Below are 17,720 nucleotides of genomic sequence, written 5' to 3' on the forward strand. Positions count from 1 at the left end.
AGTACGTGAATCCCCAGAAACTTAGGTCCACTAAGTGACTGGGGTGAACGTATGCAGCCAACAACGCTGTGGCTTGAAAGACGCAGAGGATTTTAAAGTTGGTGATATTTGCCTTTATCATCCCACTGATAGACCACGTAATCCGATACCTTCAGGTCGCCCTTCTTGTCCCAGGCCTTTTTACCCATCACGGTATCCACATCATGCGACTTCAGCCATTCGCTGGCCTTGGCGCTGTCTTTGCCTCCGGTCGCGTTGAACGCCGCAGCGATCGCCTGAATAGAAGCGTAGGAGTAGAGGGTGTAACCTTCAGGTTCAAAACCGCTGGCGCGGAACTTGGCGATCACCGTTTTGCCTTCCGGGATCTGACGCGGATCGTTACCGAAGGTCATCAGCACACCGTTGGTGTACTGCGGCCCACCGGCAGCGGTCACCAGCTCTTCAGTCACGATGCAGTCACCGGAGAAGAACTTGGCGGTCACGCCCTGTTCACGCATCTGGCGCACCAATGGCCCTGCCTCTGGGTGGCAACCGCCAAAATAGACCACGTCAGGTTTGACCGACGCAATCTTGGTCACCAGCGCGTTGAAGTCTTTTTCGCCGCGCGACAGCCCCTCATACAGCACTTCCTTCACGCCGCGCTTATTCATCTCCGCCCTGGCGGCATCCGCCAGCCCCTGGCCGTAGGTGTCTTTGTCGTGGATGACCGCAATGCGTTTGGCCTTCAGGGTGTTCAGCATGTAGTTGGTGGCGATCACCCCTTGCTGATCGTCACGCCCGCACATGCGGAACATGTTGGCCATGCCGCGTTCGGTAATTTGCGGGTTGGTGGACCCGGGCGTGATGGCGATGATGCCTGCCTCGTCATACACCTCGGAGGCGGGCATGGTGGAGGATGAGCAGAAGTGGCCCACTACCGCAGCGACCTTGTCCTGATCCACCAAGCGGTTGGCAACGGCGACCGCCTGTTTGGGTTCGCAGGCATCATCCCCCTGAACCAGTTTAATTTTTTCCCCTTTAATCCCGCCGGCGGCGTTAATATCCGCTGCCGCTTGCGAAGCACCACGCCAGTACTGATCGCCATAGGTCGCATTCGGCCCAGAGAACGGCCCGGCGACGCCGATAACGATATCGGCCTGAGCATAAAAAGCAGAACCTAAACAACCGATAAGCAGAGCAGCGAGCGGACTTTTAATCAATTTAGATGACATTGTTGTTTTCCTCAGCACTGTTTTTAGACCCCAAATAATTGGCGCTGTATCAAAGCGGCGATAACACCGATACGGCTTCAAGTCTGACGGGTATAGCGGAACGCCCAGGGGCGTGCACCAGTCACTTTATGTGTAGACGGCGAAAATAATTTGCGCGAGAGCGCAGTCGCATTCCACGCATTTAAACAAGCAAAAATCTAGCCATTGTGACGGCCAATACATATTTTCTGTTCATTCATCCTACATATCGGAGGGAAAATGCGAGGTTTCAGCACCCTCAGGAGGTTTCCAGTGGGGATTTCAGGGTAAACATCGCTATCGTTTTCACCGCGCGTTCACGCGTATACCGCCTCTCGCACCTTAAACGTGCAATGATCGGTGCAATAACGACGACAGCAATGTTGGATGATAAACCGCGCGAATAAACAAGATGAGTGCCGAAAAACAACGCAACATGCTCATTACGACAGCAAACGCACTTTTTTCGCAGTTTAGTGCTTTGACAAAGCCGCACCACCCCGTTATTATTCGCCCCGTTCACACGATTCCTCTGTAGTTCAGTCGGTAGAACGGCGGACTGTTAATCCGTATGTCACTGGTTCGAGTCCAGTCAGAGGAGCCATATTAGAGACGCCCGCTTAAGGAAACTTAAGCGGGCGTTTTGCTTTTTCAGTTTGTTGGACGGTGACGAAGATCAGCAGTTAGAACAAAAAAACTCATTCCTGGTCTCAGCGGATCGAACGTGGAGACTCAATCAATCCAGGCAGAGTGAGGTTTTTATTTCAAACCTGAACAATGTTGCCGCAGAGGATCAATACGGGCAGCATGGATACTGCCTGACACAATAATAACGAAGGGATTTTAGTGCTCCCAACATCGACCAAGGTGACTTTACCTCTGCTGATGACGTCGGTGTTCCTGCTACTGGCTGCCCAAAAACATAACGCAACCTCCTGAACTTGCCCCAAAGAAAATGCCGGCTAACCCTTTTGGTCACAAAAAGCTGGGCTCACCGACAATATTTTCTCCGTGTCAAAGACTGAAAATACTGAGTGGTTTCGATTCTCTAGACGCAACACCCATCGGAGGTTCACACTGGGTAGAGAGTGACACAATAAGGTTACCGTAATTACTGGCGGCCTGCAGCGGAGGTTCTGTCCGCAAAATCGATGCCTATGGGGCATGCAAGCACTCTGTAGATCTCAGAAATCACCTGCATCGTTGCGTCTTCGATGGTTCCTTCATTGCGGCATAGAACCCAGCCGTGATTTGCAATTTCTCGCTCGAACGCTTTGGTACAAGCGACATGTTCTTCCAGCTTATGAATCACAGTACTACTTAGCCCACGCGATCGGGCCGCAGCCCTCGCCCATGAAATATCAGGCGCTGTAACAACCCCGACATGCAGGTCTGGCGTTCGCACGTTTCGTGCAATGTTAAGCTGTAAAATCTCTGCAAATGGAACCATCCGGCGAAATGCGGCATCCGACGGGTACCAGCGATCCATCAAGATAATGCTGTCCGGTGGCTGTTTAGTCAGCACGTGCTGGGAAATCCAAGCACGGCTATCAGCAAAGCGCTCACAAACCTCCAGTTCCAACTCCAGGGTGGGGTTTCTGACGAGTTTGTTAACAAGGGCCATTGTTTCCCCCCTGTAGGGATCGCTTTTCTTCTCGCAAAGCCGGATCACCTTCTTGTTCTCTGCCCTTAGTACTTTCGTGATGGCTTCCAACAGTGTGGTTTTACCGGCTCCCTTGGGCCCATCCAGAGAAACAAATAGCGGACGACTCATTCTTCACATGACGATTGATAAAGGGTTTTTATAAAGCTTGAATCTGGCAAAAGCATCTTACTTCCTTCGTATGAATAGCTGCCCGCGCTTCGTTCGTTGGGGCCGCTTGGCGCACCAGCGCGAACCGAATATAGCCGTCTTTTCTCTTGTGACCTCTAGATTTCGGTTGAACTCGCGTCAGCCTTTAAGCCAATACAATCTGGCCTTAAATGTTGTTTAAAGCTCAACGAGTACCAGACCGCGCGCCTTACCGGAGCACGTTTCTTTCAGTGCCAATGGTGCTGATTCCAGTCCTTTAAACCGGGTCATGGGAAACGCGATGTCTGCCCATAAAGGTTGTGACAAACAGGAAAGCCATTCGGCAAATACTTCCGGATTTTCGTCAGCGCTGTATCCGCGTATCCTAACGCCCTTGACGATAATAGCGAAAGCATCTATTTCCACAGGGGCATATTTGGTCGACTTTGCATCTGCAAGTTCAGCGGATAATGCCCCAAGCAGAACAAGCCTCGCACCTTCCCGAGAGTGAGAAACTGCGGCCTCCAATTGCTCACCGCCCACAATATCAATAAATAAATCAATGCCGTCGGGGGCATAGCGGTGCAGTTGCTCGCTGATATTACCGTCACCGCGAATGATGACCTCGTCATAACCCAATTCCCGCTTCATCCAAGACGCTTTTTCTGGCGTTCCAGTACTGCCAATGATTCGTTTGGCGCCAAGCTTACGGGCAATTTGTCCTGCCATGGAGCCAATCGCCCCCGCTCCGCTAGAAACAAAAACCACATCGTCAGGTTTAACCTGAGTCGCACGCGTCAGAGCGGCATACGCCGTCCAGCCATGTCCCAAATAGGCGGCTGGATTCAACAGCTTGTCGCCTAATCGCGTACAGAGTTCTATGCCGACAACAGCATATTCTCGCCATCCAAACGGATGAAGTACGAATTCACCCGGTTGCAAACCGCTAGCCGCAGGCGCAGGCGCAGACACAATCTGACCAATGGCCGCATCTGCCAGCGTATCGCCAACGTTGATGGGAGGAAACGGAATGCCTTTTACACTTCCGGCCTCTTCACTCATCATCAGGCGGGTAGAAATTGAGACCCGAAACCAACAATTGCGAACCAATACCTCATTGTCACTGCACGCCATGTCAGGATGCTCAACAATCTCAAAATTATCGGGTCCTGGCATGCCAGAAGAGCGTTTAAGCAAATTAATTTTTCTGTTGTACTGCGCTGTAAGGGCCATTTTATTTCCTTTTTGATATGTGAGTTAATGCTCGCATTATCAATCGGAGAGCCACCACGTGAATACTCGTGTTCCAGATGCAAAGCGAAACATGCGCAAAAAGCCGCAGCAAAGCCGCTCACGATTTTTGGTCGGCATCATCCTGGATGTTGCTACTCGCATATTGGCTGAAAAAGGATGGGCAAAATTTAATACCAATGAAGTGGCGCGCATCGCTGGGGTCAGTATTGGCTCGCTTTACCAGTATTTTCCCAATAAGTTGGCTCTGGCAGAAGCGATACGCCAGCAACATCTCGAGTCTATATTGCGGGTTTTTGAAACCGTCAATGCTAACGGGTCGACGCAGGCTGACTCATTAACAGTGGAGGTTGAGCGAATGATTGATGGCATCATCGCTGCGCATTTAATTAATCCGCGTTTGCATCGCGTTTTGCTTGATGAAGTGCCGCTCTCCGGACGTGATGCACATCAGGAGTTTGAACGTCGCTATGCTGAATACTATGCTGCTTTTACTGCCCGTCAGCTAGGTTCGGCGCGGGCACAGGTCGCCAGCCATGTGCTGGCTTCAGCAATTGAAGGTGTCGTACACGATGCATCGCGGCGCGGCCAATTAATGTCATCAGATATAAAATGTGAATTGATTTTGTTGGTGACCCGTTATCTGACGGGTTAATTTCACCTTGATTTAGGATTGCGTTGCATCGACCCGTTTAACTCACAGCGAGAAGCGGACGCTGTAGAGATTCATTGTGCCAACTGGACTCTCTGCGATGATTCAACGCTGCTTTAGGTTGCGAAGGATATATTGCTCAATTTCTGATGCATGAAATCAATGAGTGCTCTTGTTTTAGCGGGTAGGTAACGCCGATCTGAATAAAGTGCAAACAATTGCAATGGGGCTGGCGATTGTTCAAATTCAACCTCGATTAACCGTCCATCGTTAATGTAGGGTTGGCAGGCTTGTTTCGACAGAATTGCAAAACCGACGCCTGCTACCGCAGCTCGCCCTGCCATCTCTCCGCTGTTTACCCGGTAATGCCCTTTAACCTTGACCGTCTCGAATCTCCCCTTTGTATTGACAAACTGCCAGGGAGCACCTTTCAGTGCGCTTACCGTTGTAATACAGGGTAGTTTTTCAAATTGTTGGATATGCAAAGGGGTGCCATAACGCTGAATAACGGAGGGGGCTGCAACAATAGTACATGGGATAGTCACCAGATGGCGGGCGATGTAGTCACTGTCATCCATCTGACCACGGGTAATAATAACAGCTAAATCCAGATCGTCCCGCAGGGATTCGAAACCTGACAAATTTGTGACACAGCTTATCTCCAGATCCGGGTGCTGACAGGCGAAATCGGCAACAACAGAACCCAGCAATGCAGGGCCTATTTCATTGGGAATACAGATACGTAATGGGCCCTTGAGCTGCATTTGCCGCAACGTTAATTCTGTCTCAGTTTGCTCAAGCGCCTCCAGTAATGGCTTCGCTCGGGTATAGAGTAGCTGCCCCGCCTGGGTGAGCTTCATATGTCGGGTACTGCGCTCGATGAGCTGAAGATTCAGCCTGTCTTCTAACTGAGAAATACAACGACTAACATTTGATGTCGGCATTTCAAGGACTTTCGATGCCCCAACAAAGCTTTCGCTTTCAACCACTGCAATGAACACTTTCAGGGTATTAAAATCAAGAGCCGGACGCATCAACTATCCCATATATGATAATAATAAGTGCCATTTTTACCATCTAATGCACACCATTGATAGCGGTTAAACTCGGATATCTTTCATCCATAGGTTGCCTGCTATGCCACTGGTCACACCGACGTTTAAGCATAAATCCCTCATGCAGATAGCTATTGTAATCGCTTTTGTCCAGTTCACTAATGCATTGGAATATATGGCATTAACGCCTGTTTTTGCTTTTATGGCAGACGGGTTCGCGGTTCCTGTATCATTTTCTGGCTATGTCTCGGGTATGTACACACTGGGTGCTGTTCTCTCTGGAGTTGCTGCGTTTTATTGGATCGACCTGTTTAATAAAAAACAATTCTTAATCAAGAATATGTTACTGCTCGGAGCACTCACCTTTTTGTCAACACTCACTACTCATTTTCACACTCTTCTGGCAATACGATTTTGCGCAGGATTGGTTGGTGGTACGACTATGGGCGTGGGTATGAGTATTTTGATAAATTATGCCCCAGCAAACTTACGTGGAAAAATACTGGCAACGGTGATTGCATCATTTTCGATGGTCAGTATCGTCGGAATGCCCGCTATATTATTTTTGTGCACACACTATGGTTGGCATACTGCGCTGTGGTTAATCAGTTCCCTTTGTCTGGTGTCTTTACCGTTGATAGTATTTTTCCTTCCAAAGGATACGGCCCCATCACGCGTAAAGGTCAATCTGTCTATTGACATGCAAACCTTACTTTTCGCCTCTTGTACTGCACTGGTTCAATTTAGTCCAATGCTCATTATTCCCATTTTGACTCCGTTAATGACGCAGTATATGGGAACACAACAAAACCTTTTACCCTTATTATTTTTAAGTGGAGGAGTTGTAGGTTATCTGTCTACAAAAATAACAGGCATCCTGACATCACGTTTATCTGCCCTGATGCTGGCAACAATTTCAACGCTGTTATTCGTAGCAAGTCTACTGATTCCTGCGGTGGGCTATCATAATACATTTTTATTTATAACCTTATTTCTTGGAGCCTCATATAGCCGACTTGTGTCCGCTTCGTCGGTTATTATCCACTATCCTAAAGATGAACAACGAGCCAGTTTTTCTTCACTACAGACAGCAATTATGCACCTGGTAACAACTCTCGCATTCTTTCTGTCTTCCTTATTACTCCCTGGCCTGGGAATAACAACGCAAAATCTAAACATACTGCTGGTTGTAAGTGCATTAGCCGCATTTGGATTTCCCGTAATGGTCATAATACTCCAAAAGAAACTGGCTAAACGTCCTATCCAGCCTGACTACCTCGCCATTGATTAGCATAGCGTCCGCCCTTGGCACGAGGTACACAGGTTCACTGAGCTTAAGGAACGCTTTAAGCTATGCGTTCAACGGGCCGATGCAACGCTATCCTGATTCAGGATAGCGTTCATTCTCGCCAATCATCAAAAGTGGCATTCGATTTCGCCAAGTTGCAGTCATCACACAGTACCTGCAACTTTGATTTGTCTAATGCAAAATGCGGAAACTTTGAATGAGGAAAAATATGATCAACAGATAATACAATTCAATGCGCTCTAGGTGAGCGACCACAACAAGCGCAGCATGCAGGTTTCTTAATGAGCGCCATTCTGATGAGCGATAGAAGAGATCTGTTTCCTGACGCCTTCGTTGTTTAGTATTTTGTCTGATGAGATGAAGAAGTCGTGGCTTTAAACTCCCCGTGCGTACTGAAAGATTTTAGCTCACTCCCCCTATAAATGTCTCATCATAGTTTATTGGAACTATTCCGTAAGCCGCTTGCCAGTTGAGTAAACACCTCTATAATTTTTGGCAGCGCCCGCTGCGGATCGTCGCTCGCAGCAATCCAAAGTGCGGAATTCAGCGCGGCACTGTTTAACAGATGTGCAGCGGCATCCGCGTCAACCGATTTAAGTACGCCGCGTTCGATCAAATTTATGACGATCTGACGGGTAGACTCGAGGCAACTATTCTGGCTCGGCCATTGCGCTGGATCCCCAAGGAAAGCCGGGCCATCAAGCAGAACGATACGCCGTACTTCTGTGTCCAGCGCCATCTTAATATAGGCAATCCCTTCAGCCAGCAGCCTTTCCCAGTCGCCACCGGCATTCGCGGCAGCGGCTTTGGCTCGCTGTGCCATTTCGCCGTCTACTTGAGCAACAACAGCGGCAAGCAGCCCCTTTTTATCACCAAAGTTGTGGTATAGCGCCCCCCGTGTCAGGCCAACGCTGGCGGTTAGTTCATCCATCGATACGGCAGCAAAACCATTTTCGGCAAAGGACTTCCGCGCTGCCGTAATCAATTTGGCTCGGTTCTCTTCCATTGTTTCGGCGCGGCGTTTGGCGGCCATACGATCTCCTTTTAGACATACAGAACGGATGTCATTTGACATACGCGGCGTATGTGTGATTAATTTAACATACGCCGCGTATATTAAATCAATTTTGCATACCGCGCATCCCGCATCACACATTGACTTAAGAAAGGAAATTCCATGATCCAGCGTGAGCCTATTTTTCCTGCTAACCGCCATGCCCTCTATGAAGAACACGGGTATTCTGCCGCGATCCGCTCTGGCGATATGTTGTTCGTTTCCGGCCAGGTTGGCAGCCGCGCCGACGGTACGCCGGAGCCGGATTTTGCCGCGCAGGTACGACTTGCGTTTGATAACCTGGCAGCGACTCTTGCAGCAGCGGGTTGTACGTTTGACGACCTGCTTGATGTCACCACCTTTCATACCGACCCGGAAAATCAATTTCCGACAATTATGCAGGTGAAACAGTCTATTTTCCCGCAGCCCCCTTACCCGAACTGGACAGCCGTTGGAGTGACCTGGCTTGCGGGATTCGATTTTGAAATTAAGGTCATTGCCCGAATTCCAACATCAACCTCTGCAGATTGACAGGCCGCAATGTTAGTGACGTCTTCATCAACGAGATGAGGACGTCACCATAAAAAGCGTTGTTTCAGAACCGACATAACGTCCGCTTCTGGCACAAAGCCGCCCGAAGGGCGTGGACAGACTGCTATGAGCGAGGAACGGAAGTTACTGACAAATACGACGAGGAGCGACATTCTCACTCCGGGCAGGAGAAAGCCTCGCGTGAACAAAAAACTTGTTGAGGCTAGTGATGGGATTTTCGTTCAGCACCTATCGGTAGTTTGGAACAGCGCCGGGCTGGGTTCCGGACACTGTCAGTTAACTTATGAAGGTCAACGTTTTCAAACCTAACTCTACTGTATTTCTGGCCATATGATGGCCTGTGCGACAATAACATCCTGGCCATTAAACGTCGCGGCGGGGGAGCCATATAGTTGATAACCAAGGGCTAGCGCCTCTGAAACACGATGACAAAATTTAGCGTCGTCCTTGCCAGTCAGAAGGCGATAACGAGGGAGGCCATCAGGAGGTACATGTATGCCACCATTTTTTATTTCCGGATTTATCATAATAAGTGACCCTGTCTAAGATATTGCATTTTTGTCATTGTCGCGATTCTCATCGGCCGAAAGCCATTAAACCTTACAATACTCCTAACCAGTTCACCATAGAGAGACATAACAACGTCCGCTCCGCAAGAGCAGACTGCCCTTCTAGATATGATCATAGTTACGATCACCACATGCACGAGACAACTCAAATCAGTTTTATATAACCAGCTTCGATTGGTGGTCATTGTGGTGGTCTTGACAAGAGAGGAACTCGGAATTGGATTATTTATTAGCCAGTTACTGGCAAAGGCGATCCCCGTCAGAGGAGCCAAATCAGAGAAGCCCTCTTAAGGAAACTTAAGCGGGCGTTTTGCTTTGCGTCATTTTCGATTGATGGCGAAAAGCGGCCACCATTCGTCAGCCGTCTTAAAATTGGTTATTATCCGCCCCCACACTCCATCCGGGCAGCCTGATGTCTACAATTATCGATACCTTTATTGCCCCACCCTGCCACAACAAGATAGAGATTCTCTATCAGGACGAGCACCTGGCGCTTATCAATAAGCCTGCCGGGTTGCTTAGCCTGTCGGGGAAAAACCCGCAAAATCTGGATTCGGTGCATCACCGGCTGGTACAGATCTTCCCCGGTTGCACCCTCGTCCATCGATTAGATTTCGGTACATCCGGGCTGATGGTGATCGCCCTCAATAAAACGATCAATGCCGCCCTGTGCCAACAGTTCAGCCAGCGCGCCGTAACCAAAGTGTATAGCGCACTGCTTTGCGGACATCTTGACGATAACCACGGGGTGATAGACGCAGCCATTGCCAAAGACCCGGCACTGTTTCCGCTAATGTCGATTTGCGCAATCCGCGGTAAGCCCGCCCGTTCCCATTATCAGGTCGTTGAACGCGTTGAACATACGCTGGAAGACGGGACGTTATTGCCATTAACGCGGGTACAGCTCACCCCGGAAACCGGGCGCACGCATCAGCTCCGCATTCACTGTCAGCAACTTGGCCACCCTATTTTGGGCTGCGACCTGTATGGCGGCCGCCTGCTGCCAGGAACCGAACAGGCTCCGCGGCTGATGCTACATGCCAGTGAACTGCATTTTGTACATCCTATTGGCGAAGAGTGGATCAGAGCCCGTCATGCCAGCCCGTTCTGAAAACCTGTCGCTGGAACCTGCTCACTTCTCGTGATTACAGGTGCTCGTTGAGGTTGACCGGCATCCTGAGGATCGATGCCCCTGGCGTTGTGTCAGCTTTTGGTCCTCGGCTATCGGCAACTATTCTGGGCCCGTCATCAGCGCACCTAAAATCATACAGTGGACGCTCAATGACTCAACCAAAGTAGATTCCCATTGAATAATTCAGTAAGGAATCATTATTTATTGAATTCAAATATATTCTCAAGAAAACCAAAAATATAAAACCAGAATTTAACCTCTGGTTTTACAGGCATCGCAATAATACAGCCACATTAATTCATTAAATCCAAACGTCGTTCTCCGCGGTGCGTTCGCCCCCCTCATGCCCCGTATTCAATACGCCTCGCGGTTCTATCATCATAAGTTTAACTTCCGACTCGGCAGAGGTTTTATGCTCGACACCTTTAGAAACCACATATATCTCCCCTGACTTAACCAGCACATGCCCATCCCGAAAGTCGATGCGCAAAACACCATCGATAACGATAAATGCCTCATCAGTATCGGTATGCGAGTGCCAGACAAAATCCCCTTGTATTTTGACGATTTTAAATTGGTAGTCATTCATCTCCGTAATGACTTTCGGTTTCCAGTGTTCATCGAACAGAGAAAATTTATTTTCCAGATTAATAGGGGAATGCATTTTTACTCTCCATATGGTCAAGGAGAGAACACTGTAGATCATGTGGATTTGAGCAGTCTTGAATGATTGTGCAACTTAACCGCTGCCTTTATTGATGATTTTCAGCCACCGCCCCGGTGAAATTCCGAATGTTTTGATAAATTGCCGTGTCATATGACTTTGATCTGAAAATCCGGATTCCACAGCGACCTCTGCAAGAGATAGGCTCGTGACCATAAGGCGTCTGCAGTATTCCAGGCGGCGCATGGTGACATATCGATAAGGACTGGTGCCGAAAAGCACTCGAAAATCTCGGCTTAAACTCCAGCGGTCTCTGTCGCTGACTTTCGATAACGTATCCAGCGTTATATTTTCACTAAATGCAGAGTGTATATATTGGCGCGCAATTTCTGCTGCCTTATAGTCAAATGCCCGCCTGTGATAACCCTGCCCGCTGACAATGGCCAATGTTTGGGCCAAATCATAGAGGGCATCATCCTCTTCAAGCATGTCAAAAGAATCCTCTACCGCTGTTAACAACGATGCGGTAGCAGAAAAAAGACGTGGATCAGCAGTAACCCCACCGGCAATGAAAGGCAAAGGTCTCCCACCCAGTATGTTCTGAATTAATGATGGGTCGAGATAAATCATCCGATATTGGAACCCATCCAGCGTTCCTGCTTCGCCATCGTGAATTTCGTCCGGATGTAAAACCATAATATTACCGGGTAAGCTATGTCGTTTACTGCCGCGATAATTAAAACTTTGTACGCCTGATAATGTCCTGCCAATAGCATAGGTGTCATGGCGATGAGGTTCATAGCCGTGGCCGCTAAAATATGCTTCGATGCGTTCAACTTTGGCAGAAGGCGGCGCGATTTTCACCCAGTCTTTTTTGAGTTTTTCTCTGTCCATTTCTGAAACCCCATTCTGAACGATGAAAGATAGCGGGCAAAAATCTTTTGAATTTCATTAAGCCGCAGGGTTACTCATGCATGTTCACTTTCTTTTGGCCCACATCACCGATAACGATAATCGAGGCCAGCGGCGAGCAAGCGGCAGGCATACATCTACTACTGCGACACCTTTGACTCCCACTCTTGTTTGAGAAGTGCGTAGACAAAGGTATCCTCGTCTTTCTTTTCACCCTCTTCCGTTATAAACGCGATAAACGTTGTAAAACAGGCCTCCTGACGCATATGCAGGCGAACACAACGTTTTTGAGCAGCCAGATTTTGTCCAGTCCAGGTATGCCGATCCGGCTCCTCACTGTTATCGGCTATCCAGAAAGAAGGTTTCCAGCCTGCGCTTTTGTGCACCGTTCTGGTTGAAATTTTCCAGCGACAACCAGCCCTCAAGCGCTCTTTCAATATTCGCCCAATCTGTGTCAATGACGGAAAGCCAGTCAGTGTCACGATTGCGCTGCTTACGTGTCATGGCCTGACGAAAACGCCCTTCAAACGTAAACCCGACTCTTTCGGCTGCGTTCCTTGATGCCTGATTGAGTGAGTCGCAACGCCATGCAATCCGCCGGTAGCCCAAGGTAAAGGCATTTTTCATCAGCAGAAAGAGAGCCTCCGTTCCCATGCTGGTTTTTTGCATCAACGGCGACCAGGTAACATGTCCGATCTCAATCGCTCCGTTTACGGGATCAACGTTGCTGTAGCAGACCACACCCACCGGGCGGTTGTTTTTTATATCTGCCACGACCCATGAAACCAGGCTGAAATCGTTAACTTTGCCGGTAATCCATAACATCATTTCTTCCAGACTCGCGGGCTTTTCGGCGCCAAGCCAGGTCCAGTCCCTGTCATCTTCGGTCAGCGAATATGCCTGAAACAGTGCCTCGCCATGACGGGTTTCCAGAGGTAAAAGGTTACAGTGACGGCCACTTAGCTGAGTCCGTGGAGGAAAGGCAAGAGGCTGCCAGTCTGGCAGCGGGAAACCTACAGGTTGACCATACTTATTGATATTCAAAATGAGTTACCCGCGGTGTCTGAAAGCGTATAAGAAGATAGTGAAGCAAGGGTCGACGTTGCAATAGCTGACAGAAGCCAAGCCTTCCATGGCTTAGGATACTACGATATTTTCACGGAGGTTTGTACGTCCGCTTCCGTCACCAAGCCGATCACCACGATAAATCGGGGATGCGGGTGCCGTATGCTTTGCGTCAGATAAATTCCGCGCGGTATCGCTGCACGGAATGTGCTTAGGCGCGGAGCTTTACTGGTGACTATTCAACGCCAGAAAAATCTCATCGTATTTCCCGTTTCGTTCAGCGAAGCGGAACAATTTACTGCGTTCAACGTTGATTTCTTTTGACTGACTGTCGGACTGAAGCAAAACCATGACCTCCTCGATGAAGTCATCCAGAGGCATTGCTATCTGGCTGTCTTTACTGCCGTGCAGATCGGTTTGTACCATCGGCGGAGTAATTTCAATGACGTGAATACGAGATTCACGCAACTGGAAGCGTAAAGATTCAGTCCAAGAATGAAGCCCGGCCTTGGCGGCACAGTATGACGGCACCCGTGTATAGGGCATAAATGCCAAATCAGACGTGACGTTTATGACAGCACTTTCTGACTGTGTCAGTAGATGGGGCAATAGTGTGCTGGTCAGTATCATCGGCCCCGTCATGTTCGTGGCGATTGATGACAGCATCGTTAACGGTTCCAGGTGGGTGAGATCCTCGGCAAACTGCACACCGGCATTATTAATAAGAACATTCAGTTCAGGGAAACGGGTCACCAAATGTTGAGTCACCTCAGCCAGGTTGTCCACCTCACTGATATCCATTACCTGGTATTGCATACCCGGGTTTGCCTCGCACACCCGTTTTAGCGCTGACTCGCGTCGCCCGGCGATAATCACTGAATTATCAGAGCGAAAGAGCGCTTCAGCCAGACCTCGCCCTATGCCGCTGCCACCCCCCGTGACCAGAATGGTATTCCCGCTTAATTTCATCATGTTGAATCTCGCTGTGTTTTGAGTGAATAGCTGGTGCCCGTGAAACTGTGCGAGTCAGATTATAGAAACAATGACTGGATTATTTATCACTAAAAATCCAAAATAACAGACATATCGTCCAGGAATTAAGACCATGAATACACTCGATTACCTGTTGGAACAGTTAAAGCTCAAGAGCTCAATATTCTGCCAGTTGACGCTTAATGGTCATTGGGGGGTAGCCAAAGCGCCGCATCCGCATGGCGCTCCATTTCACCTGCTATTGTCGGGGGGCGCCTGGTTGCGTTTGCCTGGGGAACAACAACTTATTCACCTCAGGGAAGGAGACATGGTGATGATCCCCGCAGGGCATCGACATGACCTATTGAGCAAACCAGATGCCAGGACGGTAGAGTTTACGCAGTTGCTGGCAAGCCACGGGCATACCTGTGCTGGTTCAAATGCCCGTTTCCATGCAACCCGTATTGCAGTCGGCCAGCCCGGAGAAGACCAAACAAAACTGGTGACCGGCATATTTAACTTTGGCGAATCCCTGCGTAACCCGCTGGTTACTGCGCTGCCGGATTATCTTCATCTCAGCGCGGAGGACAATCCCTGGCTCCCTCCTTCATTGACGCTGTTGAGCGAAGAATTAGATTCAGAGCTCCCCGGTATGAGCACGATTGCCGTTCGTCTGGCCGATATTTTATTTGTGCAGGCAATCCGCCACGCTCTTTCCCAGCGTCACCACTTCAACGCTGGGTGGCTCAATGGCTTGACCGATCCACAGATAGCAAAATCCCTCGCGCTGATGCACCAGAGCCCCGGTGAATCCTGGAGTATCGAGGGGCTCGGCCATGCGATTGGCATGTCTCGCTCACGTTTTGCTGAAAGATTTAAGATGCTGATAGGCCAGACCCCCATGCACTACCTGACAGAATGGCGAATGTATCTGGCTGCAGAGCAGCTACGGCATTCGCAGATCCGCCTTAGTCAACTGGCCGGGCAGTATGGATATGAATCTGACGTGGCTTTCAGCAAGGCATTTAAAAAATGGAGCGGCCATACCCCCCGGGCATTTCGGGCGTGCGAGAATGAGCAGGCGTCTGCGTCACAGCAAACGGAGTAGGTTTATTGGTTATAAACCCGTGATACAAACGACGCATTCAAAAGAACCCAACACTAAAAGTGTCCGTTAACGATCGGCTCTACCGCATCAATCCCAACGTGCTGCCCCAGCTAGATCAACAGCCGTACCCGATCATAAATCAGCCGGTCTTCCTGCCGTGCGGAGCGGGCGTGCTGACGCAGGGCGCGCACCAGGTTATCAATCAGGGCATGGGCAGCGGTGCTGAGAATGCTATTGCGCCGGGTAACGATGTTCAACCGCGCCAGATCGCAACCCTCCCGTAGCGCCAGCGGTTGCAGACGTCCGGCAAATTGCGGTAACCCAAGCAACGGAGCCGGGCTCCAGGTACACATATCCGCCGACTCTACCATTGCCTGCAACATGCCAAGTGAATGCGCATGAATGATGCGGTTAGGATCGAGCTGGGCACCGTGTCGGCTGAACAGGTGGTGGATGAGATCGCCATAATTGTCTGGGGTATAGTTCAGCACCCAGTCTTGATCCAGCAACTGATGGATCGAGGTACTTTGGCTTAACGGATGCCCATGCCGCACCATCACCGCCGTTTCATAATCCAGCAGCGGCTCGCAATGAAACTCCTGCGGTGCCATCGATGCCGGCAGCGGCGTGATGGCAAAATCCATCGTGCCCTCTCGCAGTTGAGATTGCGCGTTGGCCATCAGGCTTTCAAACAGCTCCAGTTTCACCTTCGGCATCTTTTTACGAAAGGCCACTACTGCCGTTGGCAACACCGTCAACATCAGCCATGGCGTGATCGCCACTTTAACCTGCTCTTGCGCCAGCCCGCGCAGGCCCGCCATCTCATTGCTGGCCTGTTCCAGTTGGTTCAACACCAAGCGGGCATGCGCCAACAGCGTCTTCCCATAGGGCGTGAAACCCAACCCGGCGGGCGTGCGGATCAGCAAAGGCAGCGCCTGTTGCTGTTCCAACTCGCGTAAGGCCCGTGTCACTGCGGCCTGTGAAAGGCCCAATTGCCGCGCTGCGGCGCGAATGCTGCCACCGTCGGCACTGGCAACCAAAGCCTGTAACTGATGCAGTTTCATTACACCTCCATGACAACCTGTTGTTGTCAGCATAACTGAACGACGGCTCCCCGGCCAAAAGGTTGTTTGCTAGTCTCGGAATAACCTGGTTTCCGGCGTCCCTTCGCGTCGGGGATTGAACATTCAATCGGGATGCCACAATGGAAAATTTGCTTATTTTACCTGAAATAGCCGCCGTTCAGCATGAAATGGTCGCTATCCGCCACCATATTCATGCGCACCCTGAATTGGGATTCAACGAGTTCGCTACGAGTGATTTGGTCGCAAAATTGCTGACCGAATGGGGCTATCAAGTCACACGCAACATAGGACAAACCGGGGTTGTCGCCACCCTTCAACGTGGCACAGGGAAAACTCTCGGTTTACGTGCCGATATGGACGCGCTGCCCATTGAGGAAACCAGCGGGTTGCCCTATACCAGCACCCACAGCGGCGTGATGCACGCCTGCGGTCATGATGGCCACACAACGATGTTGTTGGCGGCAGCGCGCTATCTGGCACAGCATTCTGACTTTACCGGTACTCTGCACCTGATTTTTCAACCGGCAGAAGAAGGCGGTGGCGGAGCCAGAGTGATGATGGAAGATGGCCTGTTTGAGCGCTTCCCTTGCGACGCGGTGTTTGCCATGCATAACGTACCCGGCTTCCCGGCGGGTCTACTCGGTTTTGCCAGTGGTCCTTTCATGTGCTCGGCCGATACGGTCAATATCATCCTGCACGGCCACGGTGGCCATGGTGCAGTCCCACAACACACGGTCGATCCGGTTGTGGTCTGCGCTGCCATTGTGATGAGCCTGCAAACCATCGTATCCCGCAATATAGACCCACAGGAAACGGCGATTATCACCGTAGGCGCGATCCAGGCAGGGCTTGCCAGCAATGTGATCCCCGCTACCGCCACCATGACGCTGAGCGTGCGCGCCCTGAATGCCGGGGTACGTCAACGCCTAGAAAACCGCATTATCGCGCTGGTTGAAGCGCAAGCTGCCAGCTTTGGTGCCCGTGCGGAGATTGACTATCAGCAGGGTTACCCTGTGCTGGTGAACCACGCAGCGGAAACCGATCTGGCGCGTGAAGTGGCACTGGACTGGGCGGGTGAACAGCAGTTGATCCCCTCGCTGCGGCCATTTACCGCCAGCGAAGACTTCGCCTTTATGCTGGAGCAATGCCCCGGCAGCTACATCTCGATTGGCAACGGTGAAAGTACGCCCGGCAATTCACTGCATAACGCCAGTTACGATTTCAACGACGCGTGCTTGCCGATCGGCGCGACGTATTGGGTCAAGTTGGTTGAACGCTTTTTGGCTTAATGCCCTTTTGAACACCACAACACTGAGGAA

General features: G+C 50.3%; 19 protein-coding genes and 1 tRNA gene. 8 read left to right on the plus strand and 12 right to left on the minus strand.

The features are described from left to right. Positions 1 to 92 precede the first annotated feature (92 nt). On the minus strand, positions 93 to 1,211 hold the full coding sequence (locus AC2FC2_RS18145; RefSeq protein WP_490659671.1) for a branched-chain amino acid ABC transporter substrate-binding protein: 1,119 nt from the start codon (positions 1,209 to 1,211) through the stop codon (positions 93 to 95). A 546-nt stretch (positions 1,212 to 1,757) separates the two neighbouring features. On the opposite strand from AC2FC2_RS18145, the gene AC2FC2_RS18150 reads away from it, so the two are divergent. Continuing rightward, a tRNA-Asn gene (locus AC2FC2_RS18150) sits at positions 1,758 to 1,833 on the plus strand. Between the two features lie 507 nt (positions 1,834 to 2,340). On the opposite strand, the gene AC2FC2_RS18155 is transcribed toward AC2FC2_RS18150, so the two are convergent. Both AC2FC2_RS18155 and AC2FC2_RS18160 read right to left on the minus strand, forming a co-directional pair. Continuing rightward, a complete protein-coding gene (locus tag AC2FC2_RS18155; protein ID WP_209635987.1) occupies positions 2,341 to 3,003 on the minus strand; it encodes a dTMP kinase in 663 nt (220 codons plus the stop codon). 216 nt (positions 3,004 to 3,219) lie between these two features. After that, entirely contained in the window at positions 3,220 to 4,254 is a 1,035-nt protein-coding gene (locus tag AC2FC2_RS18160; RefSeq protein ID WP_490659672.1) for an MDR family NADP-dependent oxidoreductase, read from the minus strand. Positions 4,255 to 4,312: 58 nt separating this feature from the next. On the opposite strand from AC2FC2_RS18160, the gene AC2FC2_RS18165 reads away from it, so the two are divergent. Continuing rightward, positions 4,313 to 4,927, plus strand: a complete 615-nt coding sequence (locus AC2FC2_RS18165) for a TetR/AcrR family transcriptional regulator (RefSeq protein ID WP_490659673.1) — start codon at positions 4,313 to 4,315, stop codon at positions 4,925 to 4,927. Positions 4,928 to 5,040: 113 nt separating this feature from the next. Here the strand turns inward: AC2FC2_RS18165 and AC2FC2_RS18170 are convergent, their stop codons facing one another. Next, positions 5,041 to 5,958 carry a LysR family transcriptional regulator gene (locus tag AC2FC2_RS18170; RefSeq protein WP_490308807.1) on the minus strand — a complete coding sequence of 306 codons (918 nt, stop codon included), beginning with the start codon at positions 5,956 to 5,958 and terminating at the stop codon, positions 5,041 to 5,043. A 103-nt stretch (positions 5,959 to 6,061) separates the two neighbouring features. On the opposite strand from AC2FC2_RS18170, the gene AC2FC2_RS18175 reads away from it, so the two are divergent. Next, the gene (locus AC2FC2_RS18175) at positions 6,062 to 7,270 is read left to right on the plus strand and encodes an MFS transporter (protein WP_490659674.1); all 1,209 of its coding nucleotides are present in this window, start codon (positions 6,062 to 6,064) and stop codon (positions 7,268 to 7,270) included. 109 nt (positions 7,271 to 7,379) lie between these two features. Here AC2FC2_RS18175 and AC2FC2_RS18180 read toward each other — a convergent pair whose 3' ends face one another. Together AC2FC2_RS18180 and AC2FC2_RS18185 are read right to left on the minus strand one after the other, a co-directional pair. Next, the gene (locus tag AC2FC2_RS18180) at positions 7,380 to 7,517 is read right to left on the minus strand and encodes an HNH endonuclease (protein WP_490659703.1); all 138 of its coding nucleotides are present in this window, start codon (positions 7,515 to 7,517) and stop codon (positions 7,380 to 7,382) included. Positions 7,518 to 7,718: 201 nt separating this feature from the next. Beyond that, positions 7,719 to 8,321 (minus strand): TetR/AcrR family transcriptional regulator, encoded by a 603-nt coding sequence (locus AC2FC2_RS18185; RefSeq protein ID WP_490659675.1) that lies wholly within the window; start codon positions 8,319 to 8,321, stop codon positions 7,719 to 7,721. Between the two features lie 144 nt (positions 8,322 to 8,465). Here AC2FC2_RS18185 and AC2FC2_RS18190 point away from each other — a divergent pair, with 144 nt between their 5' ends. After that, positions 8,466 to 8,873, plus strand: a complete 408-nt coding sequence (locus AC2FC2_RS18190) for a RidA family protein (RefSeq protein ID WP_209635998.1) — start codon at positions 8,466 to 8,468, stop codon at positions 8,871 to 8,873. 332 nt (positions 8,874 to 9,205) lie between these two features. On the opposite strand, the gene AC2FC2_RS18195 is transcribed toward AC2FC2_RS18190, so the two are convergent. Continuing rightward, the gene (locus tag AC2FC2_RS18195; protein WP_490659676.1) at positions 9,206 to 9,421 is read right to left on the minus strand and encodes a DUF1737 domain-containing protein; all 216 of its coding nucleotides are present in this window, start codon (positions 9,419 to 9,421) and stop codon (positions 9,206 to 9,208) included. A gap of 150 nt (positions 9,422 to 9,571) precedes the next feature. Here AC2FC2_RS18195 and AC2FC2_RS18200 point away from each other — a divergent pair, with 150 nt between their 5' ends. Beyond that, positions 9,572 to 9,754 carry a hypothetical protein gene (locus tag AC2FC2_RS18200; RefSeq protein ID WP_490659677.1) on the plus strand — a complete coding sequence of 61 codons (183 nt, stop codon included), beginning with the start codon at positions 9,572 to 9,574 and terminating at the stop codon, positions 9,752 to 9,754. Positions 9,755 to 9,875: 121 nt separating this feature from the next. Next, the gene (locus AC2FC2_RS18205) at positions 9,876 to 10,574 is read left to right on the plus strand and encodes an RluA family pseudouridine synthase (RefSeq protein ID WP_490659678.1); all 699 of its coding nucleotides are present in this window, start codon (positions 9,876 to 9,878) and stop codon (positions 10,572 to 10,574) included. A gap of 322 nt (positions 10,575 to 10,896) precedes the next feature. On the opposite strand, the gene AC2FC2_RS18210 is transcribed toward AC2FC2_RS18205, so the two are convergent. The 4 genes from AC2FC2_RS18210 to AC2FC2_RS18225 all read right to left on the minus strand — a co-directional run bounded on the left by AC2FC2_RS18210 (position 10,897) and on the right by AC2FC2_RS18225 (position 14,208). Then, positions 10,897 to 11,259: a cupin domain-containing protein gene (locus AC2FC2_RS18210; protein ID WP_490659679.1), complete on the minus strand. Its 363-nt coding sequence runs from the start codon at positions 11,257 to 11,259 to the stop codon at positions 10,897 to 10,899. Between the two features lie 75 nt (positions 11,260 to 11,334). Next, entirely contained in the window at positions 11,335 to 12,153 is an 819-nt protein-coding gene (locus tag AC2FC2_RS18215) for an AraC family transcriptional regulator (RefSeq protein ID WP_490659680.1), read from the minus strand. A gap of 357 nt (positions 12,154 to 12,510) precedes the next feature. Next, positions 12,511 to 13,215: a GNAT family N-acetyltransferase gene (locus AC2FC2_RS18220; RefSeq protein WP_490659681.1), complete on the minus strand. Its 705-nt coding sequence runs from the start codon at positions 13,213 to 13,215 to the stop codon at positions 12,511 to 12,513. A 246-nt stretch (positions 13,216 to 13,461) separates the two neighbouring features. Then, the gene (locus AC2FC2_RS18225; protein ID WP_245209873.1) at positions 13,462 to 14,208 is read right to left on the minus strand and encodes an SDR family oxidoreductase; all 747 of its coding nucleotides are present in this window, start codon (positions 14,206 to 14,208) and stop codon (positions 13,462 to 13,464) included. A gap of 133 nt (positions 14,209 to 14,341) precedes the next feature. Here AC2FC2_RS18225 and AC2FC2_RS18230 point away from each other — a divergent pair, with 133 nt between their 5' ends. Next, positions 14,342 to 15,316, plus strand: a complete 975-nt coding sequence (locus AC2FC2_RS18230; protein WP_490659682.1) for an AraC family transcriptional regulator — start codon at positions 14,342 to 14,344, stop codon at positions 15,314 to 15,316. A 110-nt stretch (positions 15,317 to 15,426) separates the two neighbouring features. On the opposite strand, the gene AC2FC2_RS18235 is transcribed toward AC2FC2_RS18230, so the two are convergent. Then, positions 15,427 to 16,380: a LysR family transcriptional regulator gene (locus AC2FC2_RS18235; protein WP_265556554.1), complete on the minus strand. Its 954-nt coding sequence runs from the start codon at positions 16,378 to 16,380 to the stop codon at positions 15,427 to 15,429. Between the two features lie 140 nt (positions 16,381 to 16,520). Between AC2FC2_RS18235 and AC2FC2_RS18240 the strand changes: the two genes are divergently transcribed. Then, a complete protein-coding gene (locus AC2FC2_RS18240; protein WP_265556555.1) occupies positions 16,521 to 17,690 on the plus strand; it encodes a M20 aminoacylase family protein in 1,170 nt (389 codons plus the stop codon). Positions 17,691 to 17,720: the final 30 nt, after the last annotated feature.

Source organism: Serratia sp. CoH_122_TC_1 (assembly GCF_058191755.1).

Bases quoted from the DNA above. Each gene is read 5' to 3' on its own strand.
- AC2FC2_RS18145 (WP_490659671.1), bottom strand. From the start codon at position 1,211: ATGTCATCTAAATTGATTAAAAGTCCGCTCGCTGCTCTGCTTATCGGT.
- AC2FC2_RS18155 (WP_209635987.1), bottom strand. From the start codon at position 3,003: ATGAGTCGTCCGCTATTTGTTTCTCTGGATGGGCCCAAGGGAGCCGGT.
- AC2FC2_RS18160 (WP_490659672.1), bottom strand. From the start codon at position 4,254: ATGGCCCTTACAGCGCAGTACAACAGAAAAATTAATTTGCTTAAACGC.
- AC2FC2_RS18170 (WP_490308807.1), bottom strand. From the start codon at position 5,958: ATGCGTCCGGCTCTTGATTTTAATACCCTGAAAGTGTTCATTGCAGTG.
- AC2FC2_RS18175 (WP_490659674.1), top strand. From the start codon at position 6,062: ATGCCACTGGTCACACCGACGTTTAAGCATAAATCCCTCATGCAGATA.
- AC2FC2_RS18185 (WP_490659675.1), bottom strand. From the start codon at position 8,321: ATGGCCGCCAAACGCCGCGCCGAAACAATGGAAGAGAACCGAGCCAAA.
- AC2FC2_RS18190 (WP_209635998.1), top strand. From the start codon at position 8,466: ATGATCCAGCGTGAGCCTATTTTTCCTGCTAACCGCCATGCCCTCTAT.
- AC2FC2_RS18195 (WP_490659676.1), bottom strand. From the start codon at position 9,421: ATGATAAATCCGGAAATAAAAAATGGTGGCATACATGTACCTCCTGAT.
- AC2FC2_RS18200 (WP_490659677.1), top strand. From the start codon at position 9,572: ATGATCATAGTTACGATCACCACATGCACGAGACAACTCAAATCAGTT.
- AC2FC2_RS18205 (WP_490659678.1), top strand. From the start codon at position 9,876: ATGTCTACAATTATCGATACCTTTATTGCCCCACCCTGCCACAACAAG.
- AC2FC2_RS18210 (WP_490659679.1), bottom strand. From the start codon at position 11,259: ATGCATTCCCCTATTAATCTGGAAAATAAATTTTCTCTGTTCGATGAA.
- AC2FC2_RS18215 (WP_490659680.1), bottom strand. From the start codon at position 12,153: ATGGACAGAGAAAAACTCAAAAAAGACTGGGTGAAAATCGCGCCGCCT.
- AC2FC2_RS18225 (WP_245209873.1), bottom strand. From the start codon at position 14,208: ATGATGAAATTAAGCGGGAATACCATTCTGGTCACGGGGGGTGGCAGC.
- AC2FC2_RS18230 (WP_490659682.1), top strand. From the start codon at position 14,342: ATGAATACACTCGATTACCTGTTGGAACAGTTAAAGCTCAAGAGCTCA.
- AC2FC2_RS18235 (WP_265556554.1), bottom strand. From the start codon at position 16,380: ATGAAACTGCATCAGTTACAGGCTTTGGTTGCCAGTGCCGACGGTGGC.
- AC2FC2_RS18240 (WP_265556555.1), top strand. From the start codon at position 16,521: ATGGAAAATTTGCTTATTTTACCTGAAATAGCCGCCGTTCAGCATGAA.